This window comes from Streptomyces narbonensis, from assembly GCF_014649015.1.
In the GTDB taxonomy this organism is placed as follows: domain Bacteria; phylum Actinomycetota; class Actinomycetes; order Streptomycetales; family Streptomycetaceae; genus Streptomyces; species Streptomyces narbonensis.
In genome coordinates this window covers 180,011-203,067 of sequence record NZ_BMSF01000007.1, presented here as the reverse complement: position 1 = coordinate 203,067, position 23,057 = coordinate 180,011, and the positions used below count along the sequence as shown (strand labels likewise).

Here is a 23,057-nt window from a genome sequence, read left to right as displayed (position 1 = left end):
GGTGCCGCGTGTGGCGGCACCGGCACTCCGCGTGCTACTGGCCGAGGGCGCGGGCGGCGTCCTGGGCGGCGATGGCGAGGGCCTCGTCGAGGGCTTCGGTGCGGCGGCCGCCGGCGCTGGCGACGGGGCCCTTGCCGCCGGCTCCGCCGCCGACCGTGCGGGCGGCGGGGATGAGGATGCGGCTGGCTTCGGTGCCGGTGGCGTGGAGGCTGCGGGTGATCGCGGCGGCCAGGAGGGCCTTGCCGTCGTGCTCGGTGCCGAGGACGACGACGGCGTGGTCGGTGTCGAGAAGGCCCGCGGTGTGCTGGGCCAGGGTGCGGAGCTCGTCTGAGGTGAGACCGGTCACCTTCTCGGTGACGACCCGGCCGCCGGCGACGGTGCGGGCGGAGGCGGCGAGCCGCTGAGCGCGGTCTCGTAGCTCGGCCTCGCGGAGGAGGCCGAGTTCCCGCTCGGCGGAGGCGAGGGTGTCGAGGCGCTTGCGGAGGGCGTCGGGGGCGTCTTGGGGGCGGGTGCCGAGGAGGGAGGAGAGTTCTTCGAGGAGGCGGCGTTCGGTGTCGTAGTAGTCGAGGGCGTCGCGGCCGGTGAGGGCTTCGATGCGGCGGAGGTTGGAGCCGATGGAGGCTTCGCCGACGATGCGGACGGGACCGGCGTTGGAGCCGTGGCCGATGTGGGTGCCGCCGCAGAGTTCGCGGGAGAAATCGCCGATGTCGACGATGCGGACGTGGTCGCCGTACTTCTCCCCGAACAGGGCGGTCGCCCCGGCGGCCTCGGCCTCGGCGCGCGAGGCGTGCCAGACGCGTACCTCGGGGTCGGCGAGGAGGCTGTCGTTGACGAGGGTCTCGATGGCGGCGAGCTGGGGGCGGTCGACGGCGGAGAAGTGGGCGAAGTCGAAGCGGAGGCGGCCGGCGTCGACGAGGGAGCCGTGCTGGCGGGCGTGGTCGCCGAGCGTGCGGCGGAGCATGGCGTGCAGGACGTGGGTGGCGGAGTGGGAGCGGGCGACGGCTTCGCGGCGGGCGCCGTTCACGAGGGCCTCGACCTGCTGCCCGGCGCGGATCTCGCCTTCGGCGACGCGGACCGTGTGGACGTGGAAGCCCTCCAGACCGGGCTTGGTGTCCAGGACTTCCAGGAGGGTGCCGTCGGCGGTGCGGATGGTGCCGGTGTCGCCGACCTGGCCGCCGGACTCGGCGTAGAACGGGCTGCGGTCCAGGACCAGCTCAATGGTGCTTCCCTGTTCCGCGCCGGGCACGGCGTTTCCATTGGAAACGAGGCCGAGGACGGTGGCCTCGGTGTCGAGTCGGTCGTAGCCGACGAAGTCCGTACGGCCGTGGCGGGCGGACAGCTCGCGGTAGGCGTCCTGGCGGCGGAGCGCCTCGGCGGTCTTGGCCTTGCCGCCGGCCTTGGCACGGCGCTGCTGTTCGGCGAGCAGGTCGGCGAAGCGGTCCTCGTCGACGGTCAGGCCGGCGTCGCGGGCGGCTTCGACGGTCAGCTCGACGGGGAAGCCGAAGGTGTCGTGCAGCTCGAAGGCGGTCTCGCCGGTCAGGGTCGTGGACCGGTTGTCGCGGCTGCGGGTGATGGCGGCGTTCAGGAGCCGGGTGCCCTGGGCGAGGGTGCGGGTGAACGACTCCTCCTCGGCGGTGACGACCTGCTCGATGAGGGCGGCCTGGGCAGGCAGCTCGGGCCAGACGCCGCCGAGGTTGGCGATGACGCTGGCCGTGGCCGGAGCGAGGACGGGCTGGTCGATGCCGAGGAGACGGGCGTGGCGGATCGCGCGGCGCATCAGGCGGCGCAGGACGTAGCCGCGGCCGTCCTTGGCGGGCAGGACTCCGTCGGCGATCAGGTACGCGATCGAGCGGGCGTGCTCGGCGACGACCTGGAAGGAGACCTTCTCCTCGCCGCTGCCGGGGTACTCGCGGTCGGCGAGTTCCTGGACGGTGGTGAGGGTGGGGCGCAGGAGGTCGGTGCCGCAGACGTTCTCGACGTCCTGGAGGATCGCGGCCAGGCGGTCGAGGCCGAGGCCGGTGTCGATGCTCTGCTGGGCGAGGTCTCCGAGGATCGGGAAGTCGCCCTTCTTGTCGCCCTCGCCGCGCTGGTACTGCATGAAGACGAGGTTCCAGATCTCCACGTACCGCTCGCCGTCGACGGCCGGACCGCCCTCGCGGCCGAAGGCCGGCCCCCGGTCGTAGTTGACCTCCGAGCAGGGGCCGCAGGGGCCGGGCACACCCATGGACCAGAAGTTGTCCTCCATGCCCAGGCGCTGGATGCGATCGGCCGGGACGCCGATCTTCCGCCAGAGCTGCTCGGCCTCGTCGTCGTCCTGGTAGACGGTGATCCAGAGCCGGTCCTTCTCCAGGTGGTAGCCCTGGGTGAGGAGCTCCCAGGCGAAGGCGATGGCGTCGGCCTTGAAGTAGTCGCCGAAGGAGAAGTTGCCCATCATCTCGAAGAACGTGGCGTGCCGGTTCGTCCGGCCGACGTTGTCGATGTCGGAGGTGCGGGCGCACTTCTGGATGGTGGTGGCGCGCGGGAAGTCCGGGGTGACCTCGCCCAGGAAGTACGGCTTGAACTGGTTCATGCCGGCGTTGGCGAGCAGCAGCGTCGGATCGGACGGGATCAGAGGGCTGGACGGGACCTGGCGGTGGCCGCGCGAGGTGAAGAAGTCCAGGAAGGTGGAGCGGATCTGCGTCGAGCGCATGGTGGTGTGGCCCTCACGGAAGAGTCGTGGAGAGATGGGGGTCGATCACACGCCGAGCCGGGCCGAGAACAGGGACTGAGGGGTTCTCAGTTCTCCAGCTCGACGCAGATAGCTCGCGCCCCCACGGTGTAGACCATGACTCCAGATCCGTTGTCTGAGGTGGCGCAGCCGTCACCGGACGCAACGGTCCGCTGCGACTGCGCAACCCACGCTAGCGGTCCGGCAGTCAAGATCGCCGAGGTTTTCCGCTCTGTCACTCCAACGAGATCAGGGACAGGAGCGTGTCGACGAGGTCGTCGGCTCGGGGCAGGACGACGGTGGCGCCGGCCCGAGTGAGCGCCGCCGGGCTGGAGAAGCCCCATCCGGCGCCGATCGGGGTCACGCCAGCTGCCCGTGCCGCGTGCATGTCGGACTCCATGTCCCCGACGATTACGGCGCTGGCGGGCGCCACGCCGAGCTTGTCGAGGGCGAGCAGGAGACCGTCCGGTGCGGGCTTCGGCGCCGCGTCCTCGTAGCAGACGACGACGTCGATCAAGTCGAGGACGGCGGGCGGCAGCAGCCAGCCGACCCGCTGGCGGCTGCGCAGGGTCACCAGTCCGGTGCCGACGCCGGCGGCGCGGAGCGCGGAGAGCGCCTCGGCCACGAACGGGAACACCTTGGCGGTGAGGGTGGCGGTGGCCGTCGCCGCGTCCCAGCCATCCTGGTTGATCGCTCCTGCGTAGCCGAGCTCGGCGAGTACCTGCTCGCGCGGGGTGGTCGCGGCCTCCGACGGCAGGTTGGCAATGGCGATGCGGCGGCCGAGGGCGGAGGTCGCGAAGCCCGCCAGGGTGGCGAGTTGGGCGTGACGGCTGTCGACGAGGACGCCGTCGAGGTCGAACAGCACGGCCCCCTTCACGCGGGATCACCCCGCCGAGCCCCGGGGAGGTCCGCCTCCGTGAGGAGGGCGTGGAGCGTCACACGATGCTCAGCCAGCAGGGCCCGGCCGCCGAGCGGGCGCTCAAGCACGCACAGGGCGTCGCGTACCGGTGCTCCGGCCATGCGCAGGATCCGCGCCATGGCGAGCAGCTGCGCTCCGGAGCGGACCACGTCGTCGACGAGGACGGTCCGGCGGCCGGCGAAGGGCGCGCCTTCGATCTGTCGGCGGGAGCCGTACCCCTTCGGGCGGCGGCGCAGGAAGACGGCGGGCAGGCCGGTGGCGGCGGACAGGGCGACTACGAGGGGGATGCCGCCGAGCTCGATGCCCGCGAGGAGCTGGGCATCGTCGGGGACGAGGGCGGCCAGGGCGGTGGCGGTGTCGCGCAGGAGCTCGGGGTCGGCGGCCAGGCGGTACTCGTCGAAGTAGCTGTCGAGCCTGGCGCCGTCGGCGAGGTGGAAGGGGGCGGCCACGAGGGCGGTTTCAGCGAGCCGGGTGGCGAGGCCGCCGGGCAGCCGGGTGTTGGTGGTCATGCTCCTCCGATCGGCGTGGTGTGGAGCGCGGAGAGGTGGGCGCGGAAGGCGTCGGCGGACTCGGCAGTACGGAGGAACCCGAGAGGCCTGGTCGGGGTCTCGTACAGCCACTTCTCCTCGCGCAGGAAGTCGAGTAGGCGCAGTGCCATGGCTCCGGCGAGGACGACGAGTACGGGCCGGATGGTGGTCGCGTAGTAGGCGGCGGCGGTCAGCTCGTGGAGGGTGCCGATGCCTCCGCCCATGGCGACGACGAGGTCGGCGTGGTCCAGGTAGTGGTTGAGTCGGGCGCCGAGGTCGGGCAGGTGGACGGAGGCGGTGGCGTACGGGTTGAAGGCGCCCCACTCGTCGTGCTTGTCGGCCAGGGTCACGGCGGTTATCGGGGCTCCCGCGGAGGAGGCCCCGCGCGCGGCGGCTTCCATCAGGCCGTTGTAGCCGCCGTGCAGGAGCCGGTATCCCGCCTCGGCCAGAGCGTGGCCGATCTCCTCGGCCAGCTTCTCCTCTTCAGGGGAAGCGGGGCGGACCCCGCCGAAGAAGACGGCGGTCCGGTTCGCTCGGTGGAGTCCGTTCACATCTGCTCCAGGTATGTGCGGTACGCGGTGATCGCGTCCTCCAAACCGCTCATGGCCTCGGGGCAGGCCCGCTCGACCAGGGAGAGCGTCCGCTCGACGGCCGCGTCGACGTCGGCGGCGGAGGGGACGGCCGGTCCGCCGATCGCCGCCTCCAGGTCACCGAGGCAGGCCCGGCCGATCGGGGTGAGGGCGATCTCCTCGCGCAGCTGGTACCAGCCCCAGAACCGCGAGGCGGGGACCAGCGCGGTCTTGATCAGGTCCTTCGTGGCCGTGTGGAGGCGGTGCCACTCGGAGTACGCGACGAACCGCTGGCCGCGCTTGATGCGCTTGTGCAGCAGGACGGCCAGCACCAGGTGCTCGATGAGCAGCTCGGCGCACGTACGCGGCCGGGCGAGGAACTCGGCCGCGAACCGCTCGGCGACCGCCGTTCCCTCGGCCGGGGCGAGCGCCGGCTCGCGGTCGAGGAGTACGGCCGTGGCGACCGTGGCCCGCAGGCGCGGGACGCGCGACGCGGGCGCCACGTACAGGTCGATCTGGTGCAGGTGCCCCTCGTCCGGGACGAGGAAGACCATGCCGACGCCGCCGAGGTCGGCGACGATCGTGTCGCGCCAGCCGGGCAGCAGGGCGCCGGCCTCGACGGACATCAGGTCGTCCAGGCTTCCGACGAACGCGGGCAGGTCGGCGTCCTGGACGCCGACGACGAAGTCGACGTCCGAGAGCCGGTCGGCCGTGCCGTGTGCCAGCGAGCCGCGCACCAGCAGGTGCGTGACGGCCGGGGAGGCGGCGAGGATGTCGGCGAGCCGGGACAGCAGCGGGAGCTGGGCGGGGCGGTTGGCGAAGGTGAGTTCCGCCAGGTGCAGGGTGGGCACGTGCGTCCTCCGATCGGATTCCGGCATGCGGGGTCGAGCGTGGTGGTCAGGCCGTGAGGGCGAGGAGGCGGCGCTTGGCGGTCGTCCAGCGCGTGACGGCCTCCTCGTTGCCGAGCGAGGTGTGCAGCTCGGCGATCAGGTCGTAGACCGCGCCCTCGGGCAGCGCGTACGTGTAGAAGAGCCGGAGCAGCATCCGCTCGGCCGCGTCCGCGTAGCCGAGGTCGGCCATCGCGCGGGCGGCCTGGAGTCGCTCGGCGATCACCGCCGGGCCGGCCACGGGCAGCGGCTCGGCGGAGCCGGGGTGGAGCATGGGCCGGCGGGCGAGGCGCCGGTAGGTGTCGTCGGCGTACACGTCGGCGATCAGGTGGATCCGGTCCGGACCCAACAGGTTGCACACCCCGTGCGCGTACGTCGGCGTCAGCCGCCAGATCCGCCCGCCGGTCATGTGCACCTTGGCGCCGCCGGTGACGAGGAACGCCGACGTGTTGGTGTGCAGCGGGATGTGCAGCCGGTGTCGCTCGACCTGGTCGAGCTCGTCGTAGTCGCGGTGCTCCCACAGGAAGGCGTTGGGTTCGAGGCGGGCGAGCCGCACCCACATGTAGTTCAGGCCGAGTTCGGTGAGCAGGGCGGCGGTGGCCGGCATTCGCGTCAGCAGGTCGGTCGGCTGCGCCGCGCAGTCGCCGATCGTCACGTCGGCGGCGTCGCCGGACGCGTTCATCAGCGACGTCGTCCACCAGCCCCCGGACTGGTAGGCGCTGTACTCGGCCTTCCAGGGCGCCTGGGCTGTCAGGGCCTCGTGGCGCATCCGTTCCAGCTGGGCGGGGTCGACGGTGTCGAGCTGGGCGATCTGCCCGGCAAGGGCGGTCAAGGTGTCCATCGGATTCACCTTTCGCGAGTCGGTGAGTGCGTGGCTGGTCGCCCTCCGCCGAGTGGTGCGGGAGCGGTACGGGGAGGCCGGCTCCGGGTCTCCTCGGCGGAGGGCCGTTCAGCGGTCGGTGGTGGTGTGGGGGAGCGGAGGCGCGTCCGGTACGGCCACGGCAGCCCTGTCACCGGCGGAGGAGAGGAGCTGGTCGGCCTGGGACCGCAGGGCCCAGGCGGGCCCGGCCAGGCCGGCGAGGGCGAGGAACATGAGGGCGTACCGACTGCTGCGATCAGCCCTTACGCGTACGGGGGCGGGGCGCCAGCGGTGGCGGGACCTGCTCATTCGAGGCCACTGGCCTTGTCGTGGCTGGCGAGAAGGCGGCCGATCTGGGCGTGCAGCCGTTCCAGCTCTGCCGAGGTGAGGGTGAGGGCGCCTTCGCTGGTCGATCCGTCTGCGAAGTGGAACACGACGGGCACCGAGCCCTGGCCGGTGCGCGGTTCGTAGACCGCGCCGCCGCCGGCCGGGAGGGTGGCGTGCGTGATCTGCGCGGGCACCGGGAGCAGCGTGGAGCCGTCGGCCGGCGCGGACCAGGTGGGTCCGCCGCCGGGCGGACGCAGGTGGTAGGTGGTGGCGGAGTCCTCGCCGGGGAGGGCGACCACGACGCCGACACGACCGTTGTGGGTGGTGTCGGCGGCGAGGTCACCGAGCCGGGGTGCAAAGGGAGCCGCCGGGAGTAACTCCGGTCCCTTGGACGGGAGATGGGGTGTACGTCGTCCGGTCATGCCCCGAAGTTAGGGACGGGCGGAACCCCGAATATGAGCCGGAGGAATACGACCCTTATCCGTCCAGGTGGAAGCGGTCGGACATGCGTCGCAACTTCTCGCGCGTGGCTGCCCGTTCGGCGTACACGATGCTCCGGAGGGTGGAGCGGGCGATGGGGTGGTTCCGTACGAGCTGGGGTGCGATCCGTTCGGCGGTCTCCAGCTCGACGAGGGCCTTGTCGCGGTTGCCGTCCCACAGCCAGGCCCGCGCGATGTCCATGTGGTGGTGTCCCTGACGGGAGTTGGGGAGCGCGCCCACGAGCTCGGGGCTGGTGCGGCGGTTGATCTCCAGGGCCTTGCCCTGCTCGCCCATCTCCAGGGCCACGCTGATCGCGTGGATCTGCACGTTCCCGGCGGAGAACGTGAGCGAGTGCCGGTCGTACACGGGCGCACCGACGTACGCGTCCATGCGCTCGGCGGCGTCCTTCGCGTACCCGATCCGGTCCTCCGCCTCCGACGGGCGCCCGGCGCGGGCGGCCGAGATCGCCGCGCGGAGCTGGAGGGTGCCCCAGGCCCGTACGGCCAGCAGGTCGCCGTGCTCGTACGCCTGCTGCACCGACCCGATCGCCTTGTCCGAGAGCGTCAGCGCGTCCTCCCAGTCGGCCGTCGCCCACATGTCCCAGACCCGCATCCAGTCCGCGACCGCGGGCAGCACCGGGTCCCCGGAGAGGCGGGCCGACCAGGCGGCCCGCTCGCAGGCCATCGCGACGAGCTCGGGGTGGCCGAGGGAGTGGGCGGCGGTGTGGGCGAACTTGCAGCACACCGCGTAGATCGCGTACGCCTCCTCCCGCTCGTGCCCCTCCTCCGAGGCTTCCGCCAGGGCGCGGGCCTCGCGGAACAGATCGGGCAGGACGCGGAGGATCGCCACGTTGGCGGCGGTGTCCCGGAGCCGGTGGAGCCGCGTCACCTCCCGCCACAGCTGCGGCGCCGGCCTCGGCGTCCCGTCGAAGACGGGGGCGAGGTCGTAGCGGCGCAGCTCGCGCAGGATCGACGAGGCGGCGATCTGCCACTGGTTGTCGTCCGGGGAGCTGCTGTACGGGCGCCCGATCAGGTCGTTCGGGTGAACGTGCAGCTCGGCGGCCACCTGGTTGAGCAGACCGACCCGGTCCAGCTCGATCAGGCCCCGCTCCATCTTCGACACCCAGCCCTGCGACTTCCCCAGGGCCGTGGCCAGATCGGCCTGCGGCATCCCCAGCCGCAGCCGCGCCCTGCGGACGCGCCGGCCGATCTCCTCGGCTTCCTCCAGCATCAGGACACCTCCCCAACCGCCGGACGGCCGTGCGGGTGCGCCGGTCTGTCCGTGCGGAGTTCGTCACCAGCACGGTACCCAGACGGACGACGGTCGGAGGGGGCGTCCGGCGGATTGTTGCCGGGCCGCCGTAACCGGGGAGAGTTGTCGGCGGTTGGCGGACCATGAAGAAGATCATCTCCGTAGCCGCCCTGGCTCTCACGAGCCTGGCACTGGCCACCCCTGCCCACGCCGACGACCACGACAGCAACTTCGGGCCGGGGGTGAACGCCGCGAACAACTGGAACTTCAGCGCTGCCGCCGTCTGTTTCCAGGAGCTGGCAGTCGTCCCGGTGGGTGGCGCGTGGGACGGCAACACCGTCAACCACTGCACCAACGGCAATGTCCTCAACCACAGCGACTGATTGCAGGGAAGCGTCCCTGTTCAGTTTCTGAACAGGTAGGCCGTTCAGTCTCTGAACACGGCCGCCGTTCAGAAACTGAACGGCGCTGCGAGCCTCGTCCATTCAGTGGACAGAGCGGCCGTCCAGTGAGTGGACGGGGCGGCTGTCCACTGAATGGACACGCCGATGCATCACGTGCGGTTGGCGCCGTGTCACCGACTCCTTGGCCGGTAGGCCGTGGGCGGGGCATGCGGTGGGGTGGCGGAGCCGGGATGAATCGGCGTCGCAGCTATGCGGGGCGAGGGCCTTTCGGTCATGGGGTCGCGCAGGCGGTTCAGGCGCCAGGTCAGGACTTCGCTGAGGTTGTTGGCGGTGTCGAGTTCCCGGTGGCCGGCGGCTTGGGTGAGGAGTCGGGCGGGGGAGTGGCCGGCTGTCGTGGCCTCGTTGAGGGTGGCGGCCAGGGCGGGCCAGTCGGGCTCGGCGAGGATCTGCTTGGCGAGGTCGGGCAGCGTGTGGCGTACTGCGGCGATCTGCCGGTTCAGTTGCCACTGTGGGAGACGTTCGCCCCGGTGGCGGAGCGCGGTCAGGGACTCGGTGGCTGCGGCTTGGTGGGCTGCGCGGAGGTGGATGGCTGCTTGCTGTGCGGCCTCGGCCTGCTGGTGGTGGTTGCGGGTGCGGTGCCAGTGCTGGGCGGCGATGACCGCGAGCAGGAGGGCGTCGAGGGCGAGCACGAGGAGTGCGCCGTCCTTGGGGGCGGGCTGTCGCAAGATCGCCTTCACCGCCTGCCGTGCGGCCTGGGCCTGCTGGTGGCGGGCGGGGATACGGGACCTGCCGGCGGGCTCGAAAACAGTGGCGGCCTGGAGGAGCTGAGGCCGGAGACCGGCGGGAGCGAGCACGGGCAGCGCGTTGAGGGCTTCGAGGAGGACGGCGATGTGGGCCTGACCGTCCTGGTCCTCGCCCTGGGAGAGGCGGTCGGGCACCTCGTCGACGGCGATGGCGAGCCGTCGCCAGGTGGTGGCTTCGGTCCGCTCCGCCGTGGTTGTGGCTGTGGCCGTGAGGCGTTCGGCGATCTTGGGGTAGGAGAGGTCGGGGGCGAGGGTGGAGCCGGAGAACCACACCGGCTCGCCCTGGGCGTTGGTGTCGCCAGCGAGGGCGACCTTGTAGCCACGGACGTCACCGGAGGGGAAGTACTGGACGTCGACGAGGGCCCCGGTCCGTTCGATGATCCGGAAGAGTTCCTCGGTGGTAGTGGCCGCCGAGACGGCGGTGCGGACGATGGTGCGCAGGCGTTCGCGGGACGTTCGGGTGGTCCCTGTGCGGCGGGCCTTCTCCTGTTCGGCGCGGGTGGGGCGCTTGGCGGCGGTGCGGTCGCCGCGCGGGACCCGGCGGAGCCCGTACTCCTTCTCGATGGCGACGAGTTCCTTGTCGGCGCGCAGGAAGTCGTTCCAGTTCCGTGGCGGGCGGAGGTCTCCTCGGACCTTGGTGGCGACGATGTGGATGTGGTCGTCGGCGTGGCGGACGGCGACCCAGCGGCAGGCGTCGGGGTCGCCGGCCGGGGCGATGCCAGTGGCGTTCAGGACGCGGCGGGCGATGGTGGCCCACTCGTCGTCGGTCAGGTGGCGGTCCTCGGGGGCGGCGCGGATCGAGCAGTGCCAGACGTGGCCCTTCGGCGCCTTGTGGCCGGCCTGCTTGACCCGCAGGTCGAGGGCGGTGGCGAGCTGGGCGAGGGTGGCGTCGGGGTCGCGGCCGGGGTCAGGGGCGAAGCCGTCCCAGGAGGCGACGAGGTGGGGGTCGGTGTGCTCGTTCGCCCGTCCGGGCCCGAACAGGTAGTTCAGGACTCCCCTGGTCTTGCGGCCGGGCTTGCCGATCTTCGCGATCACCAGGCCGCCAGGCGGGTTGTGGCCGCCACATCGGCGGCGGTGTCGACCGCCTTGACCGTGTCCTGGACGAGGGCAACGAGCCGTGTGGCTTCGGCGAGGACGGCGGCGTCCACAGGGTGTGTGTCGCCACCGGAGTTGAGGCGCTTGGCGATCTGGTTCGCGTTCGTGCCGATCCGGGCGACCTGCTCGCGCAAGGCCGCGTACTCGTCAATCAGGTCGTCGACGGCGGTCCGCCCCGTGGGAAGGGCGAGGTCACCGTTGATGTGGGCCATGACGACGGCGCCGACGAAGTGCGAGCCGGCCAGACCGCGGCGGCTGGCTTCAGCGCAGATCGCCTGCTTCTCGTCGACGCTGTAGCGGACGTCGACACGCTCCTTGCGCTGCACATCCTGGCGGGCGCGACGGCGGGCGACACGGTGCAGCGCGGCCTCGTCCGCCGCGCGCACACCCCCTGCCCTCGGTGCGCCCTCGCGCCGGGGACCCGCCGCCTCCGCCACCCCCGGGGCGGAGGCTTCCGCGTTGGACCGGCCGCTGGACGGTCCAACGCCATACCTTGCTCCGCCCGGGGCAGGGTGGGTCGTCGGCTGCTGGGCGGTGTGCGGGGAGTCGGGGGTGGGCTGTGCGTGCATGGGCGGGCTCTCCGATCAGGTGGGGGAGGGGGAAGCGGTACTCGCCCCGGACGAGTTCCGAGGCGAGCGACCTGGGGGCAGGGGCGGGGCTACGCGGCGGTCTTGGCGAGCTGCTGGTCGAGCTCGGTCTGGAGCTCGGCCCTGGCCTCTTCGAGGCGTTCGCGTCCGCCGGGCCTGAGGCCCTTGTCGCGGATGGCGGTCTCCATGTGGCGGCGGGAGACCCGGCCGTCCCGTCCCAGGCGGGCGGTGCGGCCGATGGCGAGCACCTGCTCGTACGTGGCGATCGGCGGCCGGCCGTCCTCGGGAGCGGGTGGCGGTTCCGGATCAGCCACTTGCTCGTCGGAGGCGTCGCCCTCGTCAGCCTCGTCTCCGGCGGGGACCGGCTCGGTTGTGGCTGGCGGTGTGCGGGGCTCCGGAGGCGTGGCCTCGGCGGCCGCAGGTTCCGGGTGGGCGGGGCGGCGCTGGACGAGGAGGTAGAGGTGGACGGCGCCGGCGAGAGCGAGTGGAGCGATGGCGGAGATGACGCCGACGGTGATGTCGTCCAGGGCGAGCCCGCCTCGCCGCGTCTGTTGGTTGAGGCGGACGGCGTGCAGGACGTTGGCCCAGATGCTGGTGGCCGTGGCGGTGCCGACCAGGGCCGAGACGTAGAGGCGGGGCCGCAGGGGTGCGGTGCGCAGGACGAGGAGGGCGCCTATGCCGATCGCGATGAAGCCGTCGATCACCAGGGGGAAGGCGTACGTCAGGACCCGGTGGATGTGGCTGGCGGCGGCCATCTGGCGCAGGGCGTCGTATGAGAGCGCGAAGGCGGCCATGGCGAGGAGGGCGACGCCCGTACGGATCAGGACGGGAAGGGCGGAGGGCGGTGCGGTGGTGCCGGGGGAGGACAAGGCAGGGTGCTCCGGAAGCTCGGGGAGGCTGAGGATGGGCGCGCGGCCGGTGGCGGGTGGGAACCGTCCCGACTCGTCGCATGCCTGGTCAGCGCTGGTACGGGTGAGGGCCGTGACATCGGGTCGACCCGTCACGGGCGGGTGACCCGTCCCGGCCCTGACCTGCGAGGGGACGGGTGGGGACGGGTCGTTGTGGGTCAGGCGCCGGGTGCGGGGACCGGCAGGAGCAGCGGCTCGGCGGCCAGGGCGGTGGCAGGTGCGGCGGGCTCGGGGCAGTAGCGGGCCCAGGTGTCGGCGAACTGCTCGCGGGCGAAGCCCCTGGCCTGGAGGCCGTCGGGGAAGCGGTGGCTGGCGGCGCTGATGCCGTAGTCCTTGAGCAGGAGCTGCAGGCCACGCGCGGTCAGGCCCTTGTCCTTGTACTCGGGCCAGGGCGACTCGGTGTCCTCGTTGAGGATGCCGAGGAGGCGGCCTGTACGGAGGAGGCCGGGGTTCCCCTCGGCGGCGAAGGCGCGGCGGATGTCGGCGAGGAGCCGGAGGTTCAGGGCGCTGTTGTCCTGGTCCTGCTCGGCTTCGTGCTTCGTCATCGCCAGGCAGGCGGCGCGGGCGGCCTCGGGCCAGGGGCCTCCGGCGAGGTCGGCGACGGCGACGAGCGGCTGCCAGGTGTCGGCGGCCCGGTCCTCGACCGGCATGGCCGGGGTGAGGTCGAGGGCGGTGTCGTGGAGCGGCCCGAGCCAGGCCACGAGCCGGTCCCGTACGGCGTGGAGGGCGGGGGTGTCCCGTACGGTGCGGAACTCGGCGACCTTCTCGCCCGGTCCCCGCCGCCGCATCCGGATCACGACCGACCGGTCCATGATCGTGTCCGGCAGGTCGCCGATCCCGGCGAGGGCGGCCATGGCGAAGGTCGGGAACTTCGACACCTCGTGGTTCGGGCCGGAGACGCGCAGAGTGGGGCGGTTGCGCTGATGGCCGGCGTTGAGCAGGCCGCGCATTTCCTCGTTCTTCTCCGCGACCTTGGCCGACCCGAAGAGGGTGTCGGCCTCGTCGACCAGCAGGGTCGGCGGGTTCTCGGTGATTGACCGGAAGACCGCGGCAGCCGAGGCGTTCACCGTGATCAGTGGGTCGTGGACGGTCTCGGTGACCACGTCCAGGAGCCGCGACTTGCCGCACCTCTTCGCGGGTCCGACGACCGCGAGGCGCGGGGCGTGCTGCCACGCGGTCTGCAGGTGCGTGGCCGCGACCCACAGCGTCACCGCCGTGAGGGCGTCCTCGCTCGGCAGGACCACGTACCGGCGGAACTGCGCCCGGAGGTCAGACAGGGCCTGCTCGCCCTCGGAAGGCGGTACGGGGGCGGGCTCGGGCGCCGGCTCGGGCTCGGGTGTGGCAGGTCGGCCGGGTATGGCGACCGGAGGCCAGGCGGCGGGAAGCGATGGCGCGAGTGGTGCGGCTTCGTCCATACTGGACATTGAGCTCCTCGATCTGCGGGCCATACGGGACGGCAATCCCGGCCATGCAGGTAGTCATTCAGGGATGGGTGGCGTGAGGTTTGCGCTTGAGCCCCTCGGTGTCTTCAGCACCGGGGGGCTTTTTGCATGCCGGAGCGCAGGGAACCGGCACGCTGATCACTATGCACTACGCAGAGAGGCTTTGCAAGTCGCAGTGGATGGTGTACTGTCTAACTGGCCCTGCAAGGTGCAGCGGCTTACTGCGAGAGGAAGGGAGAGGTGATGTCGGACGACGAGCACGTGCAGGAGCGCGACGAGGAAGAGCCGGAAGGTGTCCTGCTCCAGGGCGAGGAGAACGCCGCCAAGCGCATCAAGTTCGAGCGCGAGCGGCGCGGCTGGAGCACCACCACGCTCTCCGACCGCCTCAACGAGGCCGGCTACGAGATGAACCCGTCGGGCGTCTGGCGCATCGAGAACGGCAAGCGCCGCATCAACCTCGACGAGGCCATCGGCTTCGCCGACGTCTTCGGGGTCTCCCTGTCCAACCTCGTCGGCCCTCCGGGCCTGGCCGCCGCCGGCCGCGCCGTGGAGCTGATCGACACCGTGGTGGCCGCCAACGCCGCCGCCCAGAGAGCACAGCACGCGTACCGCAGGGCGAACAACGAGCTCATCGCCTACCTCGACGCGCACCCGGACATCAGCCGGGAGGCCGACGTGATGGTCAGCAACGCCATCGCCGAGAACACCATCAAGATCAACATCGAGGAGTACGGGACCCCGAACCCGCTCCTGCCGTAGCCCCCACTCCTCCGGCCGCCCTGGCCCGCAAACCCCAGGACCCGGCCCCATCCGCAAACCCAGCCCATCCCATCCCTGAACGACCGGCCCGGCCGGGGTTGCCGCCCCACACGCCGAGCCAGGAGAGGACCCCACTTGCGCCACACGTCGATACCCCATGCCTCCGTCCAGGCCCCGCGCGCCGACACGACCCCTCCGCGCCTCCACCTCCCCGAGGACGTGGCCGCTGTGCTCGGCTGCTCCGCCTGGTGGGTGAAGGACCGCGCCCGTCGGCGGCTGATCCCGTACACCCGGGTCGGTCGCGCGTACCGCTTCACCGACGAACACCTCGCGGAGATCATCCGCATGAACGAGGCCCGGCCCGCCGTGCCTCTGCAGCCGCCTTCGACCGCCCCCGCCACGCCCTCCCGCCCTCGCTCATCCGCCTCGTCCACCGTGCCCGTTCCCACGACCCGGCTCCAGGCCCGGCCCCCGCGCCGAGCCCGCCAGGACCGCTTCGGGACCGCCGCGTAACGGGAGGACGTAGGAAGGGGAGGGATACATGGGTTTCCCGGAGAAGCGCGGAAACTACTGGCGCGGCCGGTACAAGGTCGCGCCCGGTAAACACCTCACGGTCGTCGACGACCAGGGCAAGACCATCAGGTTCGCCACCAAGGGTGAGGCCCAGCGCGCCGCGAGCGAGGCCGAGAACAAGTACCGGCGCGGCGACTGGCGTGACCCGGCGCTCGGCCAGGAGACCTTCGGCGAGTACGCGACCCGCTGGTACGAGGCCCAGGACCTGGCCGCCTCGACGATGCAGAACTACAAGCGCCACATCGAGGAGCACCTGCTCCCCGACTTCGAGGACAAGGCACTCGCCGGCATCCTGCGCACGGACGTCGAACTCTGGGAGAAGAAGGAGCGGGCTGTGTACGCGGCCTCCAGCGTCAAGACCTGGCGCTCGACGCTCCACCTGATCCTCGAAGACGCCATCGACGAGGGCCTGATCACCTCGAACCCCGCCGCCAGGCGCCGAGGGCGCGGCAAGCGCGCCGGCCGCTCACGCGACCGCGGCCCGGAGAAGGTCATCACCGACGCGCTCGGAATCCTGCTGGCAGCAGAGCGGGCCTCCCTGCTCTCCGGCAGGGACGACGAGTTCGTCGCCATCGTCCACAAGGGCTACACCGGCATGCGCTGGGCCGAGATGGTCGGCCTGGAGACGGAGTTCGCCCGCCCCGGCGCCTTTCGCGTCGAGTGGCAGCTGTACGAGCTCGACACTGGCGAGCTGGTACGCGTACCGCCCAAGGACGACAGCTACCGCACCATCGACTCGATGGACTGGCTCTCCGCCTTGGTCGCCAACCACGTGGCCCGTACGAAGCCGATGCCCTGCCCCTGCCACGGCAAGACCTACGTCTACCGAGGTCTCGGCGTGGCCCGCACGGGCGGTCACCAGGGCGCGAAGCTGGTCGACGTCGCTCGCCGCGCAGGCGTCTCCACGGGCACGGTGTCCAACGTCCTCAACCACCCCGACCGCGTCGCCGAAGCCACGCGGGCCAAGGTGGAACAGGCCATCGCGGACCTCAGCTTCGTACGCGGTGGCACGGTCACCGAGTACGCGGCCCACTGGCGTCGAAACGGCTTCGCCACCTGGCTGTTCACGCCAGCGGTCTCCGGCTGGTACCCGAAGAAGGCGCCCCAGGAGGCCCGCCCCGTCCCGCTCCTCGGCGAGCCGTGGCCCGGCGTCCCGGCCCGGGGTCGCAACGCCACCGACCGGGCGGACGCCTGCTGGGTCCCGATCGCCAAGGGCCTCACCCCGCACGGCCTCCGCCACACCCACCGGACGATGATGGAGGACCTCGGCACCGAGAAGGTCCTCATGGACGAACGCATGGGCCACATCGACGGCTCAGTCTCGGCCCGCTACGCCCACGTCACCCGCGGCATGCGCCGCCGCCTCATGGCCGGCCTGACCGAGCAGTGGGAGGCCGCGCTCGACGCCCGCCTGGCGATGTGCCCCGCGTCACCAGTGCGCGTGCTCGATGAACTCCTGCGCGCACACAGGCTGCTGGTGAACTGACGACGCTTGGTTGATGTGCTCCCCGTGTGCCCCACACGATCACCGCGTGGGGCACACGGGCACGCTGGGATGTTGCTCGGCTGCCTCGAATCAGACGGCGAAGGCTTGACCGCACACGAGGCAGTGGTAGGGACCGGACGCGGCTTCGGGCACCTTCACCGGCTCATACGAATGACAGGGGGACGTGACGATGACCATGTCGTCGGGCTCGATGAGCGGCGAAGGGACCCCCGGAGCATTCACGCCGCCCTGGAGGCTGAACTTCACATGCTTGCTCCGAGCCGACTTGAAGGCAGCCTTCAACTCGTCCTCCACCATCCGCGCCGCGGCAGGGGCAAACACCCCCTGGGCGTAGTCGAGCTGTTCCTGCGTCCACCAGGAGTCCAGACCTGCCGGCTGCCCGCAGAGAGGGCAGTAGTAGGAGGCCGGCGACGGCTGCTCCTCGGCTTCTTCACTTGCCGGTCCGTGGTGCCACTTGAACTGGCCGATGCAGTGGGGACACTCCCGGCGAAGGAAGCCGTCGTTGTCCAGAGGCAGGCTCATCGGAATCTCCATGTCACGCCCCGTCCACGAACTCTTCGACCCTGAGTGGAACCCCATCGGCAGTCTTGCCCGTCAGGACGACGTTGAAGTACGAGCTCGATCCCATTCCCATGGACCGCGTGCTCATCAGCCGCACGGACTTGCCGGCAGGCAGCTTGGGGACGGGGAACTCGTCATCGTTGCGGATGATGAGCCCCTCCTTCTCCTCGGCTTCCACGTCCAGGTCGTAGATATCTCCCGGACCGTGGTTGGTGATCACGACCGCCCCCATCTTCCGGGAACCGTTGTCGACGTACCGGGCACTGAGCCGAGGGGTACCCGCTGCTTGCGACGACGGCAGCTTCCGTCCCAGCGGAAGCCCGCCGCCCGGCGGCACCGGGGGAGTGAGGTCGCCGGCGTCATGCCAGTCCGTGCCGGTCAGGCGTACAGTGCACCCCGCGGTCTGCAGACGCATCGCGAGGTCCTGACGCTTCCTTGTGGAGTTGTCGAGGCGGATCACATGCCGACCGTGAATGTCGCTGAAGACCTTCACCTGCCCGAGCTCCACGATGACGGTGCGGTTCTCGTCTCGGCCCATGGCCATGCCAGCCTCGAACAGGACGTTCGGCCGGGGCTGCATCTGCGGACTGCACTCGGGGTCCCCGGCGTACGTGAGACTCTCGTGCAGGTAGGTGACGTCGTCGGGAGTCTGGAGGACGACTACTGCCTGCGCGTTCGAGAACGCCGTGTCCAAGACCTCACCGATGTACGGGGAGCCCTTGCCGGTCATCTGGATAGCCTCGGACCACTCGATGGGATCGAGGCCCAGCGCCCGCAGGAACTCGAAGAGCCCTTTGCGTGCGAGTTCGTTTCGTCCGTGGATCACGAACACCTTGCGAGGGTCTGCGCCGCCCTCGGCCACTCGGTCTGCCATGTCTTGCTCACCACTCAAGGTCGAGGGAGAACTGTCCCCAGCGACGGTAGCGGCAGGCACTGACAACGAGGGGAGCCCGATGCGGGGAGCCGGATCCCGAAGTCGGCTCCCAAACGGCTCCCAAGACGACCCCGGAAACCACTCAGGGGCCTGATCCGATGTCTCGGATCAGGCCCCTGACCTGGTCTTACTGGCTGTCGGGGTGGCGGGATTTGAACCCACGACCTCTTCGTCCCGAACGAAGCGCGCTGCCAAGCTGCGCTACACCCCGATGTCGCTGCTCTGTGCTTCACGTCGCGGCGACATCGCTTACTTTAGCCCACGCGCGCGCTGAGGCGAAATCCGGTTTTCGGAGGGGCGCGGCGCAGGTCGGACGCGGTCGAGGCCGATGATCGCGAGGCCCAGGACGTAGAAGGCCGCGCCCAGCACCAGCGTGTTCGTGAGGACGCCGGTGTAGCCGTGCACGGTGACGTCGAGGAACGGGTACGTGTAGCGGGCGGGGGCGTCCGGCGAGATCAGTTCGCCGCGGACCAGGGCGAAGGCGAGGTAGAGGCCCGGGGCCGCGAGCCACTGGGCGGCGTGGCGCCACCGGAGGGCGCCGGGGAGGGTGAGGAGGAGGAAGTCGAGCGCCGCGCCGATCGGGGCGGCGGTGTGGAGCAGCTGGTTCGCGACGGCCTTCGCACCGGTGAGGCGGGCGATCTCGGCCGCCTGGTTGAACTGGCTCGACGGGTTGTCGAGGACCAGATGGAAGACGAGGCCGACCACCGAGATGCAGAGCAGCGCCCCGCCGGTCCAGAGCGCGGGCAGCGGCGGGCGGCGGTTCCAGGCACGGGCGGCGCCCCAGCCGAAGACCACGGCGACCAGGATGTTCGACCAGATCGTGAAGAAGCTCAGGACGACGGGCACGCTCCCGTGGACGCACTCGATCACGATGCCCGTCGCCGCGCCCAGGGCGATCAGGGCCCGGAACGCCGCCGCGAGGGGGCGGCGCTCGACGGGGGGTGCGACGGCGGAGCGAGGCGTGAGCATCACCCCACCGTAGGTGGTCAGGCGCGGGCCGTCAGGGTGAGCAGGGTGACCTCGGGCGGGCAGGCGAAGCGGACCGGGGTGAAGCGGTTGGTGCCGCAGCCGGCCGAGACGTGCAGGTAGGAGGTCCGGTCGGCGACGGAGTGGGTCGAGAGCCCCTTCACCCGCTCGGTGTCGAGGTCGCAATTGGTGACGAGCGCCCCGTAGAAGGGGATGCACAGCTGGCCGCCGTGGGTGTGCCCGGCGAGGATCAGCTCGTACCCGTCCGCCGTGAAGGCGTCGAGCGCGCGCAGGTACGGGGCATGGACGACGCCCACCGTGAAGTCGGCCGAGGCGTCGGGGCCGCCGGCCACCCGCTCGTAGCGGTCGCGCTTGATGTGCGGGTCGTCCAGGCCGGTGAAGGCCACCTCGGCCTGGGGCAGCTTGAGCGTGCCGCGGGTGTTGGTGAGGTTCACCCAGCCGGCCGCGTCGAAGGCGTCCCGCATGCCCTCCCACGGGTTGTGGACGGCGCCGACGACCGGCTTGTTGCCGTTGAGCCCGTGCCGGCCCTGCACCTTCTCCATCAGGTAGCGGCCGGGGTTGCGCAGCATCGGCCCGTAGTAGTCGTTGGAGCCGAAGACGTACACGCCGGGGAACTCCATCAGCGGCCCGAGCGCGTCCAGGACCTCCGGCACCGCCTCGGTGTCGGAGAGGTTGTCGCCGGTGTTGACGACGAAGTCCGGGCGGAGCCCCGCGAGCGACTGGAGCCAGGCCCGCTTCTTGCGCTGGCCGCTCACCATGTGGATGTCGGAGACCTGAAGGACCCGCAGGTCACGCATGCCGCGCGGGAGTACGGGGACGGTCACTCGGCGGAGCCGGAAGGAGCGGGCCTCGAAGCCTGCCGAGTAGACGATTCCGGCCGCGGCCGTCGCCGTGAGACCTGCCGTGACCTTCAGGGGAATCCCGTACCGTGCGCGCATCGCACCATCGTCGCAGACCCGGCGGGTGGAAATGTGCGGGCGGGCGGGGTGGGGCACCTGCCACACTTGACCCCATGACCACGCTCAAGGAGAAGCTCAAGGCCGACCTCAACGCCGCGATCAGGGAGCGCGACGAACTGCGTTCCTCGACCCTGCGGCTCACCATCACCGCGATCCAGAAGGAGGAGGTCGCGGGCAAGACCAAGCGCGAACTCTCCGACGACGAGGTGCAGAAGGTGATCGCCAAGGAGGCGAAGAAGCGCCGCGAGGCCGCGGAGGCCTTCGCCCAGGGCGGTCGGGCCGAGTCCGCCGAGCGGGAGCGCGCGGAGGGCGTCCTGCTCGACGCGTACCTGCCGAAGCAGCTCAGCGACGAGGAGCTCGACGGGATCGTCGCGGCGGCCGTCGAGGAGGCGAAGGCGGCGGGCGCCGAGGGGCCGCGTGCCATGGGCGCCGTCATGAAGATCGTGAACCCGAAGGTGGCCGGCCAGGCCGACGGCGGCCGGGTCGCCGCCTCCGTGAAGAAGCTGCTCGCGGGCTGAGAAACCGCGTACGTACGAGGAAGGGCGCCCCGCAGAAGCGGGGCGCCCTTCCTCGTACTACGCGTGCGTCAGCGGTTTCCGCCTCGGCGGTTGCCGTTGTTGTCGTCGCCGAACATGTCCGGCGGGATCGTGATCCCGGGGAACGGGTTCGTCGGCTTCGTGTCGCCCGGCTTGCTGTCGCGCGGCTTCCGCGGCTTGTTCGGGCCCTCCTCGCCTTCCTTCTCCTTGTCCTTGGGCTTCTCGGCCCGCGGCACGGAGATGGGGGCGAACTGCGGCCGCTCGGAGTCCAGGGCGCCCGTCATCGCGATCCGCCAGATGGGACCGGGGAGGCAGCCACCGCAGACCTTGTCGTAGTAGACGCCACCGATGGTGATGTCGAACATCTCGTCGCGCTTGCCGACGTCGTCGCCGACCCAGACGGCGGTGGACAGGTTCGGCGTGTAGCCGACGAACCAGGCGTCCTTGCGTCCCTCGGTGGTACCGGTCTTGCCCGCGTTGTCCCGGTCGGTCAGACCGGCCCGCGTACCGGTGCCGTCCTCGACCACGCCCTTCAACATCTGGTTGATGGTGTCGGCGGTGCGGTCGGACATGGCGCGCGTGCACTTGGTCTGCGGCACGTTCAGCTTGTCGCCGTTGGCGGCCTTGATGGACTCGATGGCGACCGGGGTGCAGTAGAGGCCGCGGTTGGCGAAGGTGGCGTAGACGGAGGCCATGTCGAGCGGGGTGCTCTCCAGGCTGCCGAGCGTGGCCGACGGGCTCTGCATGATCGACTTGCCCAGCTCGCGCTCGTAGCCGACCTTCTTCGCCATCGTCAGCGTCTCGCACAGGCCGGCCATCTGCTCCAGCTTGGCGAAGTACGTGTTGATGGACTTGCCGAGGGCGCTCGTCATGTCGTACGCCCCCTTCTCCGACTTGAGCTCGTTCTGGACGGGCCATTCGGCGTAGCCGGCGGGCTTGCCGTCGCAGCGGGTGAACTCGTTCTCCCGCATCGTGATCTTCCACGGCGTGTCGAAGCTCTGCGCCGGGCTCAGCCCCTTCTCCAGGGCGGCGGCGGCCGTGATCGGCTTGAAGGTCGAGCCGACCGGGAAGCCGTAGGTGGTGCCGCCCATCTTGCTGCCGACGGCGAGGTTGAGCGTCGTCTGGTGCTGCTTCTGGTCCAGGCCGTACGGGCGGGACTGGCCCATCGACAGGATCTTGCCGGTACCGGGCTGGACCTGGACGACGGCGGTCGCGACCCCGTCGTCCTTGTTGACCTTGGCCACGGCGGCCTCGTTGGCCGCGGCCTGCGCCTTCGGCGAGAGCGTGGTCTTGACGGTGAGACCGCCCAGGTTCCACAGCTTCTGCCGCTCCTCGGCCGTCTTCCCGAAGACCGGATTGGTCAGGATCGTCTTGCGGACGTAGTCGCAGAAGAAGCCGGCGCCGTCGACGGCGGTGATGCAGCCGTTCCTCGGCGTCTTGACCTTCAGCTTGAGCGGCGCGGCCTTCGCCTTGTCCGCCTCCGCCTGGCTGATGTCCTTCACGTCGGCCATCCGCTGGAGGACCACGTTGCGGCGCTTGGTGGCTTCCTGGATGTCGTTGATCGGGTCGTAGCGGCTCGGCGACTGGACGAGCCCGGCCATCATCGCCGCCTCGCCCAGCTCCAGCTTGGCGGCCGGCTTGGAGAAGTACCGCTGGGAGGCGGCCTCGATGCCGTACGCCTGCTGACCGAAGAACGTGATGTTGAGGTAGTTCTCCAGGATCTTCTTCTTGCCCAGCTCCTCCTCGACCTGGATCGCGAACTTCAGCTCGCGGACCTTGCGGCCGATGGTCTGCTGGGTGGCCTGCGCGACCTTCTCGGGGTCGTCACCGGCCTCCTCGACGAAGACGTTCTTCACGTACTGCTGGGTGAGCGTGGACGCGCCCTGCGCGACCCCGCCCGACTGCGCGTTGCGGTTGATCGCGCGCAGCACGCCCTTGAGGTCGATCGCCCCGTGCTCGTAGAAGCGGCCGTCCTCGATCGCGACGATCGCCTTCTGCATGTACGGGGAGATCTTGTCCAGCGGGACGACCTTCCGGTCCCGCGAGTACACCGTGGCGAGAAGTCCGCCCTCGGCGTCGAGAATGGTGGTGCGCTGACTCAGCGGCGGGGTCTTCAGGTTGGAGGGGATCTCGTCGAATCCCTCGACCGTGCCCTTCGCGGCCAGCCCGAGTGCTCCGGCCGCGGGCAGGGCGATGCCCGCCAGCACGGCTCCGGAGAGCACACTGACACCGAGGAACTTGGCGGCCTGCTGGGTCCCGGTCAGACCACCGCCCGAGCGCTTCTTTGCCATGGGGGCAGCCTACGTTCTCATTCGCCGGACACGCGTATATGCCTTGGCCTAAGCTGCTCACAACTGTCACAGCAGTGCGGTCCCGCATCAAGACCCGTGCGTGACATCGGCATGAATTTCCGTGACCCCGAAACGCGGGAAGCTCGTGTCCGTTTCCGGATCATGCGTCACCCGGTGCCCGAAGT

23 protein-coding genes and 1 tRNA gene are annotated in these 23,057 nt (G+C 70.8%); 5 read left to right on the top strand and 19 right to left on the bottom strand.

Translation table 11 applies throughout. The features are described from left to right. Window positions 1–34 precede the first annotated feature (34 nt). From alaS to IE124_RS15430, 9 genes are all read right to left on the bottom strand, one after another. The gene (alaS, locus tag IE124_RS15470) at window positions 35–2,689 is read right to left on the bottom strand and encodes an alanine--tRNA ligase (RefSeq protein ID WP_189508334.1); all 2,655 of its coding nucleotides are present in this window, start codon (window positions 2,687–2,689) and stop codon (window positions 35–37) included. 253 nt (window positions 2,690–2,942) lie between these two features. Continuing rightward, window positions 2,943–3,584, bottom strand: a complete 642-nt coding sequence (locus IE124_RS15465; protein WP_229832485.1) for an HAD family hydrolase — start codon at window positions 3,582–3,584, stop codon at window positions 2,943–2,945. After that, window positions 3,581–4,135 (bottom strand): orotate phosphoribosyltransferase, encoded by a 555-nt coding sequence (locus tag IE124_RS15460; protein ID WP_189508333.1) that lies wholly within the window; start codon window positions 4,133–4,135, stop codon window positions 3,581–3,583. The genes IE124_RS15465 and IE124_RS15460 overlap by 4 nt, the downstream gene beginning before the upstream one ends. After that, window positions 4,132–4,704 (bottom strand): SLOG cluster 4 domain-containing protein, encoded by a 573-nt coding sequence (locus IE124_RS15455; protein WP_189508332.1) that lies wholly within the window; start codon window positions 4,702–4,704, stop codon window positions 4,132–4,134. The genes IE124_RS15460 and IE124_RS15455 overlap by 4 nt, the downstream gene beginning before the upstream one ends. Further along, complete coding sequence (locus tag IE124_RS15450; protein WP_229832484.1) at window positions 4,701–5,573, bottom strand: hypothetical protein; 873 nt, start codon at window positions 5,571–5,573, stop codon at window positions 4,701–4,703. Before IE124_RS15450 ends, IE124_RS15455 begins: the two co-directional genes overlap by 4 nt. Window positions 5,574–5,619: 46 nt before the next feature. Continuing rightward, entirely contained in the window at window positions 5,620–6,450 is an 831-nt protein-coding gene (locus tag IE124_RS15445; protein ID WP_189508330.1) for an aspartyl/asparaginyl beta-hydroxylase domain-containing protein, read from the bottom strand. A 108-nt stretch (window positions 6,451–6,558) separates the two neighbouring features. Continuing rightward, on the bottom strand, window positions 6,559–6,777 hold the full coding sequence (locus IE124_RS15440) for a hypothetical protein (RefSeq protein ID WP_189508329.1): 219 nt from the start codon (window positions 6,775–6,777) through the stop codon (window positions 6,559–6,561). Then, window positions 6,774–7,217, bottom strand: a complete 444-nt coding sequence (locus IE124_RS34910; RefSeq protein ID WP_229832483.1) for a hypothetical protein — start codon at window positions 7,215–7,217, stop codon at window positions 6,774–6,776. The genes IE124_RS15440 and IE124_RS34910 overlap by 4 nt, the downstream gene beginning before the upstream one ends. Window positions 7,218–7,272: 55 nt before the next feature. Then, window positions 7,273–8,505, bottom strand: coding sequence for a helix-turn-helix domain-containing protein (locus IE124_RS15430; protein ID WP_189508328.1), 1,233 nt, complete (start codon window positions 8,503–8,505; stop codon window positions 7,273–7,275). A 164-nt stretch (window positions 8,506–8,669) separates the two neighbouring features. Between IE124_RS15430 and IE124_RS15425 the strand changes: the two genes are divergently transcribed. Next, window positions 8,670–8,909 (top strand): hypothetical protein, encoded by a 240-nt coding sequence (locus IE124_RS15425; protein ID WP_189508327.1) that lies wholly within the window; start codon window positions 8,670–8,672, stop codon window positions 8,907–8,909. A 191-nt stretch (window positions 8,910–9,100) separates the two neighbouring features. Here IE124_RS15425 and IE124_RS15420 read toward each other — a convergent pair whose 3' ends face one another. The 4 genes from IE124_RS15420 to IE124_RS15405 form a co-directional block, all read right to left on the bottom strand. Next, window positions 9,101–10,768, bottom strand: a complete 1,668-nt coding sequence (locus IE124_RS15420; RefSeq protein WP_189508326.1) for a relaxase/mobilization nuclease domain-containing protein — start codon at window positions 10,766–10,768, stop codon at window positions 9,101–9,103. Beyond that, window positions 10,765–11,397, bottom strand: coding sequence for a MobC family plasmid mobilization relaxosome protein (locus tag IE124_RS15415; RefSeq protein WP_189508325.1), 633 nt, complete (start codon window positions 11,395–11,397; stop codon window positions 10,765–10,767). Before IE124_RS15415 ends, IE124_RS15420 begins: the two co-directional genes overlap by 4 nt. Window positions 11,398–11,486: 89 nt before the next feature. Then, window positions 11,487–12,284, bottom strand: a complete 798-nt coding sequence (locus IE124_RS15410; RefSeq protein ID WP_189508324.1) for a DUF2637 domain-containing protein — start codon at window positions 12,282–12,284, stop codon at window positions 11,487–11,489. A 197-nt stretch (window positions 12,285–12,481) separates the two neighbouring features. Beyond that, window positions 12,482–13,738: a DUF3631 domain-containing protein gene (locus IE124_RS15405; RefSeq protein ID WP_189508524.1), complete on the bottom strand. Its 1,257-nt coding sequence runs from the start codon at window positions 13,736–13,738 to the stop codon at window positions 12,482–12,484. Between the two features lie 270 nt (window positions 13,739–14,008). Between IE124_RS15405 and IE124_RS15400 the strand changes: the two genes are divergently transcribed. The 3 genes from IE124_RS15400 to IE124_RS15390 all read left to right on the top strand — a co-directional run bounded on the left by IE124_RS15400 (window position 14,009) and on the right by IE124_RS15390 (window position 16,583). Continuing rightward, window positions 14,009–14,524, top strand: a complete 516-nt coding sequence (locus IE124_RS15400) for a helix-turn-helix domain-containing protein (RefSeq protein ID WP_189508323.1) — start codon at window positions 14,009–14,011, stop codon at window positions 14,522–14,524. A 135-nt stretch (window positions 14,525–14,659) separates the two neighbouring features. Next, window positions 14,660–15,037, top strand: a complete 378-nt coding sequence (locus tag IE124_RS15395) for a helix-turn-helix domain-containing protein (protein WP_229832482.1) — start codon at window positions 14,660–14,662, stop codon at window positions 15,035–15,037. 28 nt (window positions 15,038–15,065) lie between these two features. Further along, window positions 15,066–16,583, top strand: a complete 1,518-nt coding sequence (locus tag IE124_RS15390) for a LacI family DNA-binding transcriptional regulator (protein WP_189508322.1) — start codon at window positions 15,066–15,068, stop codon at window positions 16,581–16,583. Window positions 16,584–16,673: 90 nt separating this feature from the next. On the opposite strand, the gene IE124_RS15385 is transcribed toward IE124_RS15390, so the two are convergent. From IE124_RS15385 to IE124_RS15365, 5 genes are all read right to left on the bottom strand, one after another. Further along, a complete protein-coding gene (locus IE124_RS15385; RefSeq protein ID WP_229832481.1) occupies window positions 16,674–17,126 on the bottom strand; it encodes a hypothetical protein in 453 nt (150 codons plus the stop codon). Between the two features lie 13 nt (window positions 17,127–17,139). Continuing rightward, window positions 17,140–17,997 (bottom strand): TIR domain-containing protein, encoded by an 858-nt coding sequence (locus IE124_RS15380; protein ID WP_229832480.1) that lies wholly within the window; start codon window positions 17,995–17,997, stop codon window positions 17,140–17,142. A 239-nt stretch (window positions 17,998–18,236) separates the two neighbouring features. After that, window positions 18,237–18,310 (bottom strand) — tRNA-Pro (locus IE124_RS15375). Window positions 18,311–18,348: 38 nt separating this feature from the next. Beyond that, window positions 18,349–19,068, bottom strand: a complete 720-nt coding sequence (locus tag IE124_RS15370) for a Pr6Pr family membrane protein (protein ID WP_189508319.1) — start codon at window positions 19,066–19,068, stop codon at window positions 18,349–18,351. Window positions 19,069–19,085: 17 nt separating this feature from the next. Then, window positions 19,086–20,024 (bottom strand): metallophosphoesterase, encoded by a 939-nt coding sequence (locus tag IE124_RS15365; protein ID WP_189508318.1) that lies wholly within the window; start codon window positions 20,022–20,024, stop codon window positions 19,086–19,088. Between the two features lie 74 nt (window positions 20,025–20,098). Here IE124_RS15365 and IE124_RS15360 point away from each other — a divergent pair, with 74 nt between their 5' ends. Next, the gene (locus IE124_RS15360) at window positions 20,099–20,563 is read left to right on the top strand and encodes a GatB/YqeY domain-containing protein (RefSeq protein WP_189508317.1); all 465 of its coding nucleotides are present in this window, start codon (window positions 20,099–20,101) and stop codon (window positions 20,561–20,563) included. Window positions 20,564–20,631: 68 nt separating this feature from the next. Here IE124_RS15360 and IE124_RS15355 read toward each other — a convergent pair whose 3' ends face one another. Beyond that, window positions 20,632–22,872 (bottom strand): transglycosylase domain-containing protein, encoded by a 2,241-nt coding sequence (locus IE124_RS15355; RefSeq protein ID WP_189508316.1) that lies wholly within the window; start codon window positions 22,870–22,872, stop codon window positions 20,632–20,634. Between the last annotated feature and the right edge of the window lie 185 nt (window positions 22,873–23,057).

What these genes read in the sequence shown, in the direction of transcription:
- alaS (WP_189508334.1), bottom strand. Translation starts at nt 2,689, where the DNA reads ATGCGCTCGACGCAGATCCGCTCCACCTTCCTGGACTTCTTCACCTCG.
- IE124_RS15460 (WP_189508333.1), bottom strand. Translation starts at nt 4,135, where the DNA reads ATGACCACCAACACCCGGCTGCCCGGCGGCCTCGCCACCCGGCTCGCT.
- IE124_RS15445 (WP_189508330.1), bottom strand. Translation starts at nt 6,450, where the DNA reads ATGGACACCTTGACCGCCCTTGCCGGGCAGATCGCCCAGCTCGACACC.
- IE124_RS15440 (WP_189508329.1), bottom strand. Translation starts at nt 6,777, where the DNA reads ATGAGCAGGTCCCGCCACCGCTGGCGCCCCGCCCCCGTACGCGTAAGG.
- IE124_RS34910 (WP_229832483.1), bottom strand. Translation starts at nt 7,217, where the DNA reads ATGACCGGACGACGTACACCCCATCTCCCGTCCAAGGGACCGGAGTTA.
- IE124_RS15430 (WP_189508328.1), bottom strand. Translation starts at nt 8,505, where the DNA reads ATGCTGGAGGAAGCCGAGGAGATCGGCCGGCGCGTCCGCAGGGCGCGG.
- IE124_RS15425 (WP_189508327.1), top strand. Translation starts at nt 8,670, where the DNA reads ATGAAGAAGATCATCTCCGTAGCCGCCCTGGCTCTCACGAGCCTGGCA.
- IE124_RS15415 (WP_189508325.1), bottom strand. Translation starts at nt 11,397, where the DNA reads ATGCACGCACAGCCCACCCCCGACTCCCCGCACACCGCCCAGCAGCCG.
- IE124_RS15405 (WP_189508524.1), bottom strand. Translation starts at nt 13,738, where the DNA reads ATGGACGAAGCCGCACCACTCGCGCCATCGCTTCCCGCCGCCTGGCCT.
- IE124_RS15400 (WP_189508323.1), top strand. Translation starts at nt 14,009, where the DNA reads ATGTCGGACGACGAGCACGTGCAGGAGCGCGACGAGGAAGAGCCGGAA.
- IE124_RS15390 (WP_189508322.1), top strand. Translation starts at nt 15,066, where the DNA reads ATGGGTTTCCCGGAGAAGCGCGGAAACTACTGGCGCGGCCGGTACAAG.
- IE124_RS15385 (WP_229832481.1), bottom strand. Translation starts at nt 17,126, where the DNA reads ATGAGCCTGCCTCTGGACAACGACGGCTTCCTTCGCCGGGAGTGTCCC.
- IE124_RS15370 (WP_189508319.1), bottom strand. Translation starts at nt 19,068, where the DNA reads ATGCTCACGCCTCGCTCCGCCGTCGCACCCCCCGTCGAGCGCCGCCCC.
- IE124_RS15365 (WP_189508318.1), bottom strand. Translation starts at nt 20,024, where the DNA reads ATGCGCGCACGGTACGGGATTCCCCTGAAGGTCACGGCAGGTCTCACG.
- IE124_RS15360 (WP_189508317.1), top strand. Translation starts at nt 20,099, where the DNA reads ATGACCACGCTCAAGGAGAAGCTCAAGGCCGACCTCAACGCCGCGATC.
- IE124_RS15355 (WP_189508316.1), bottom strand. Translation starts at nt 22,872, where the DNA reads ATGGCAAAGAAGCGCTCGGGCGGTGGTCTGACCGGGACCCAGCAGGCC.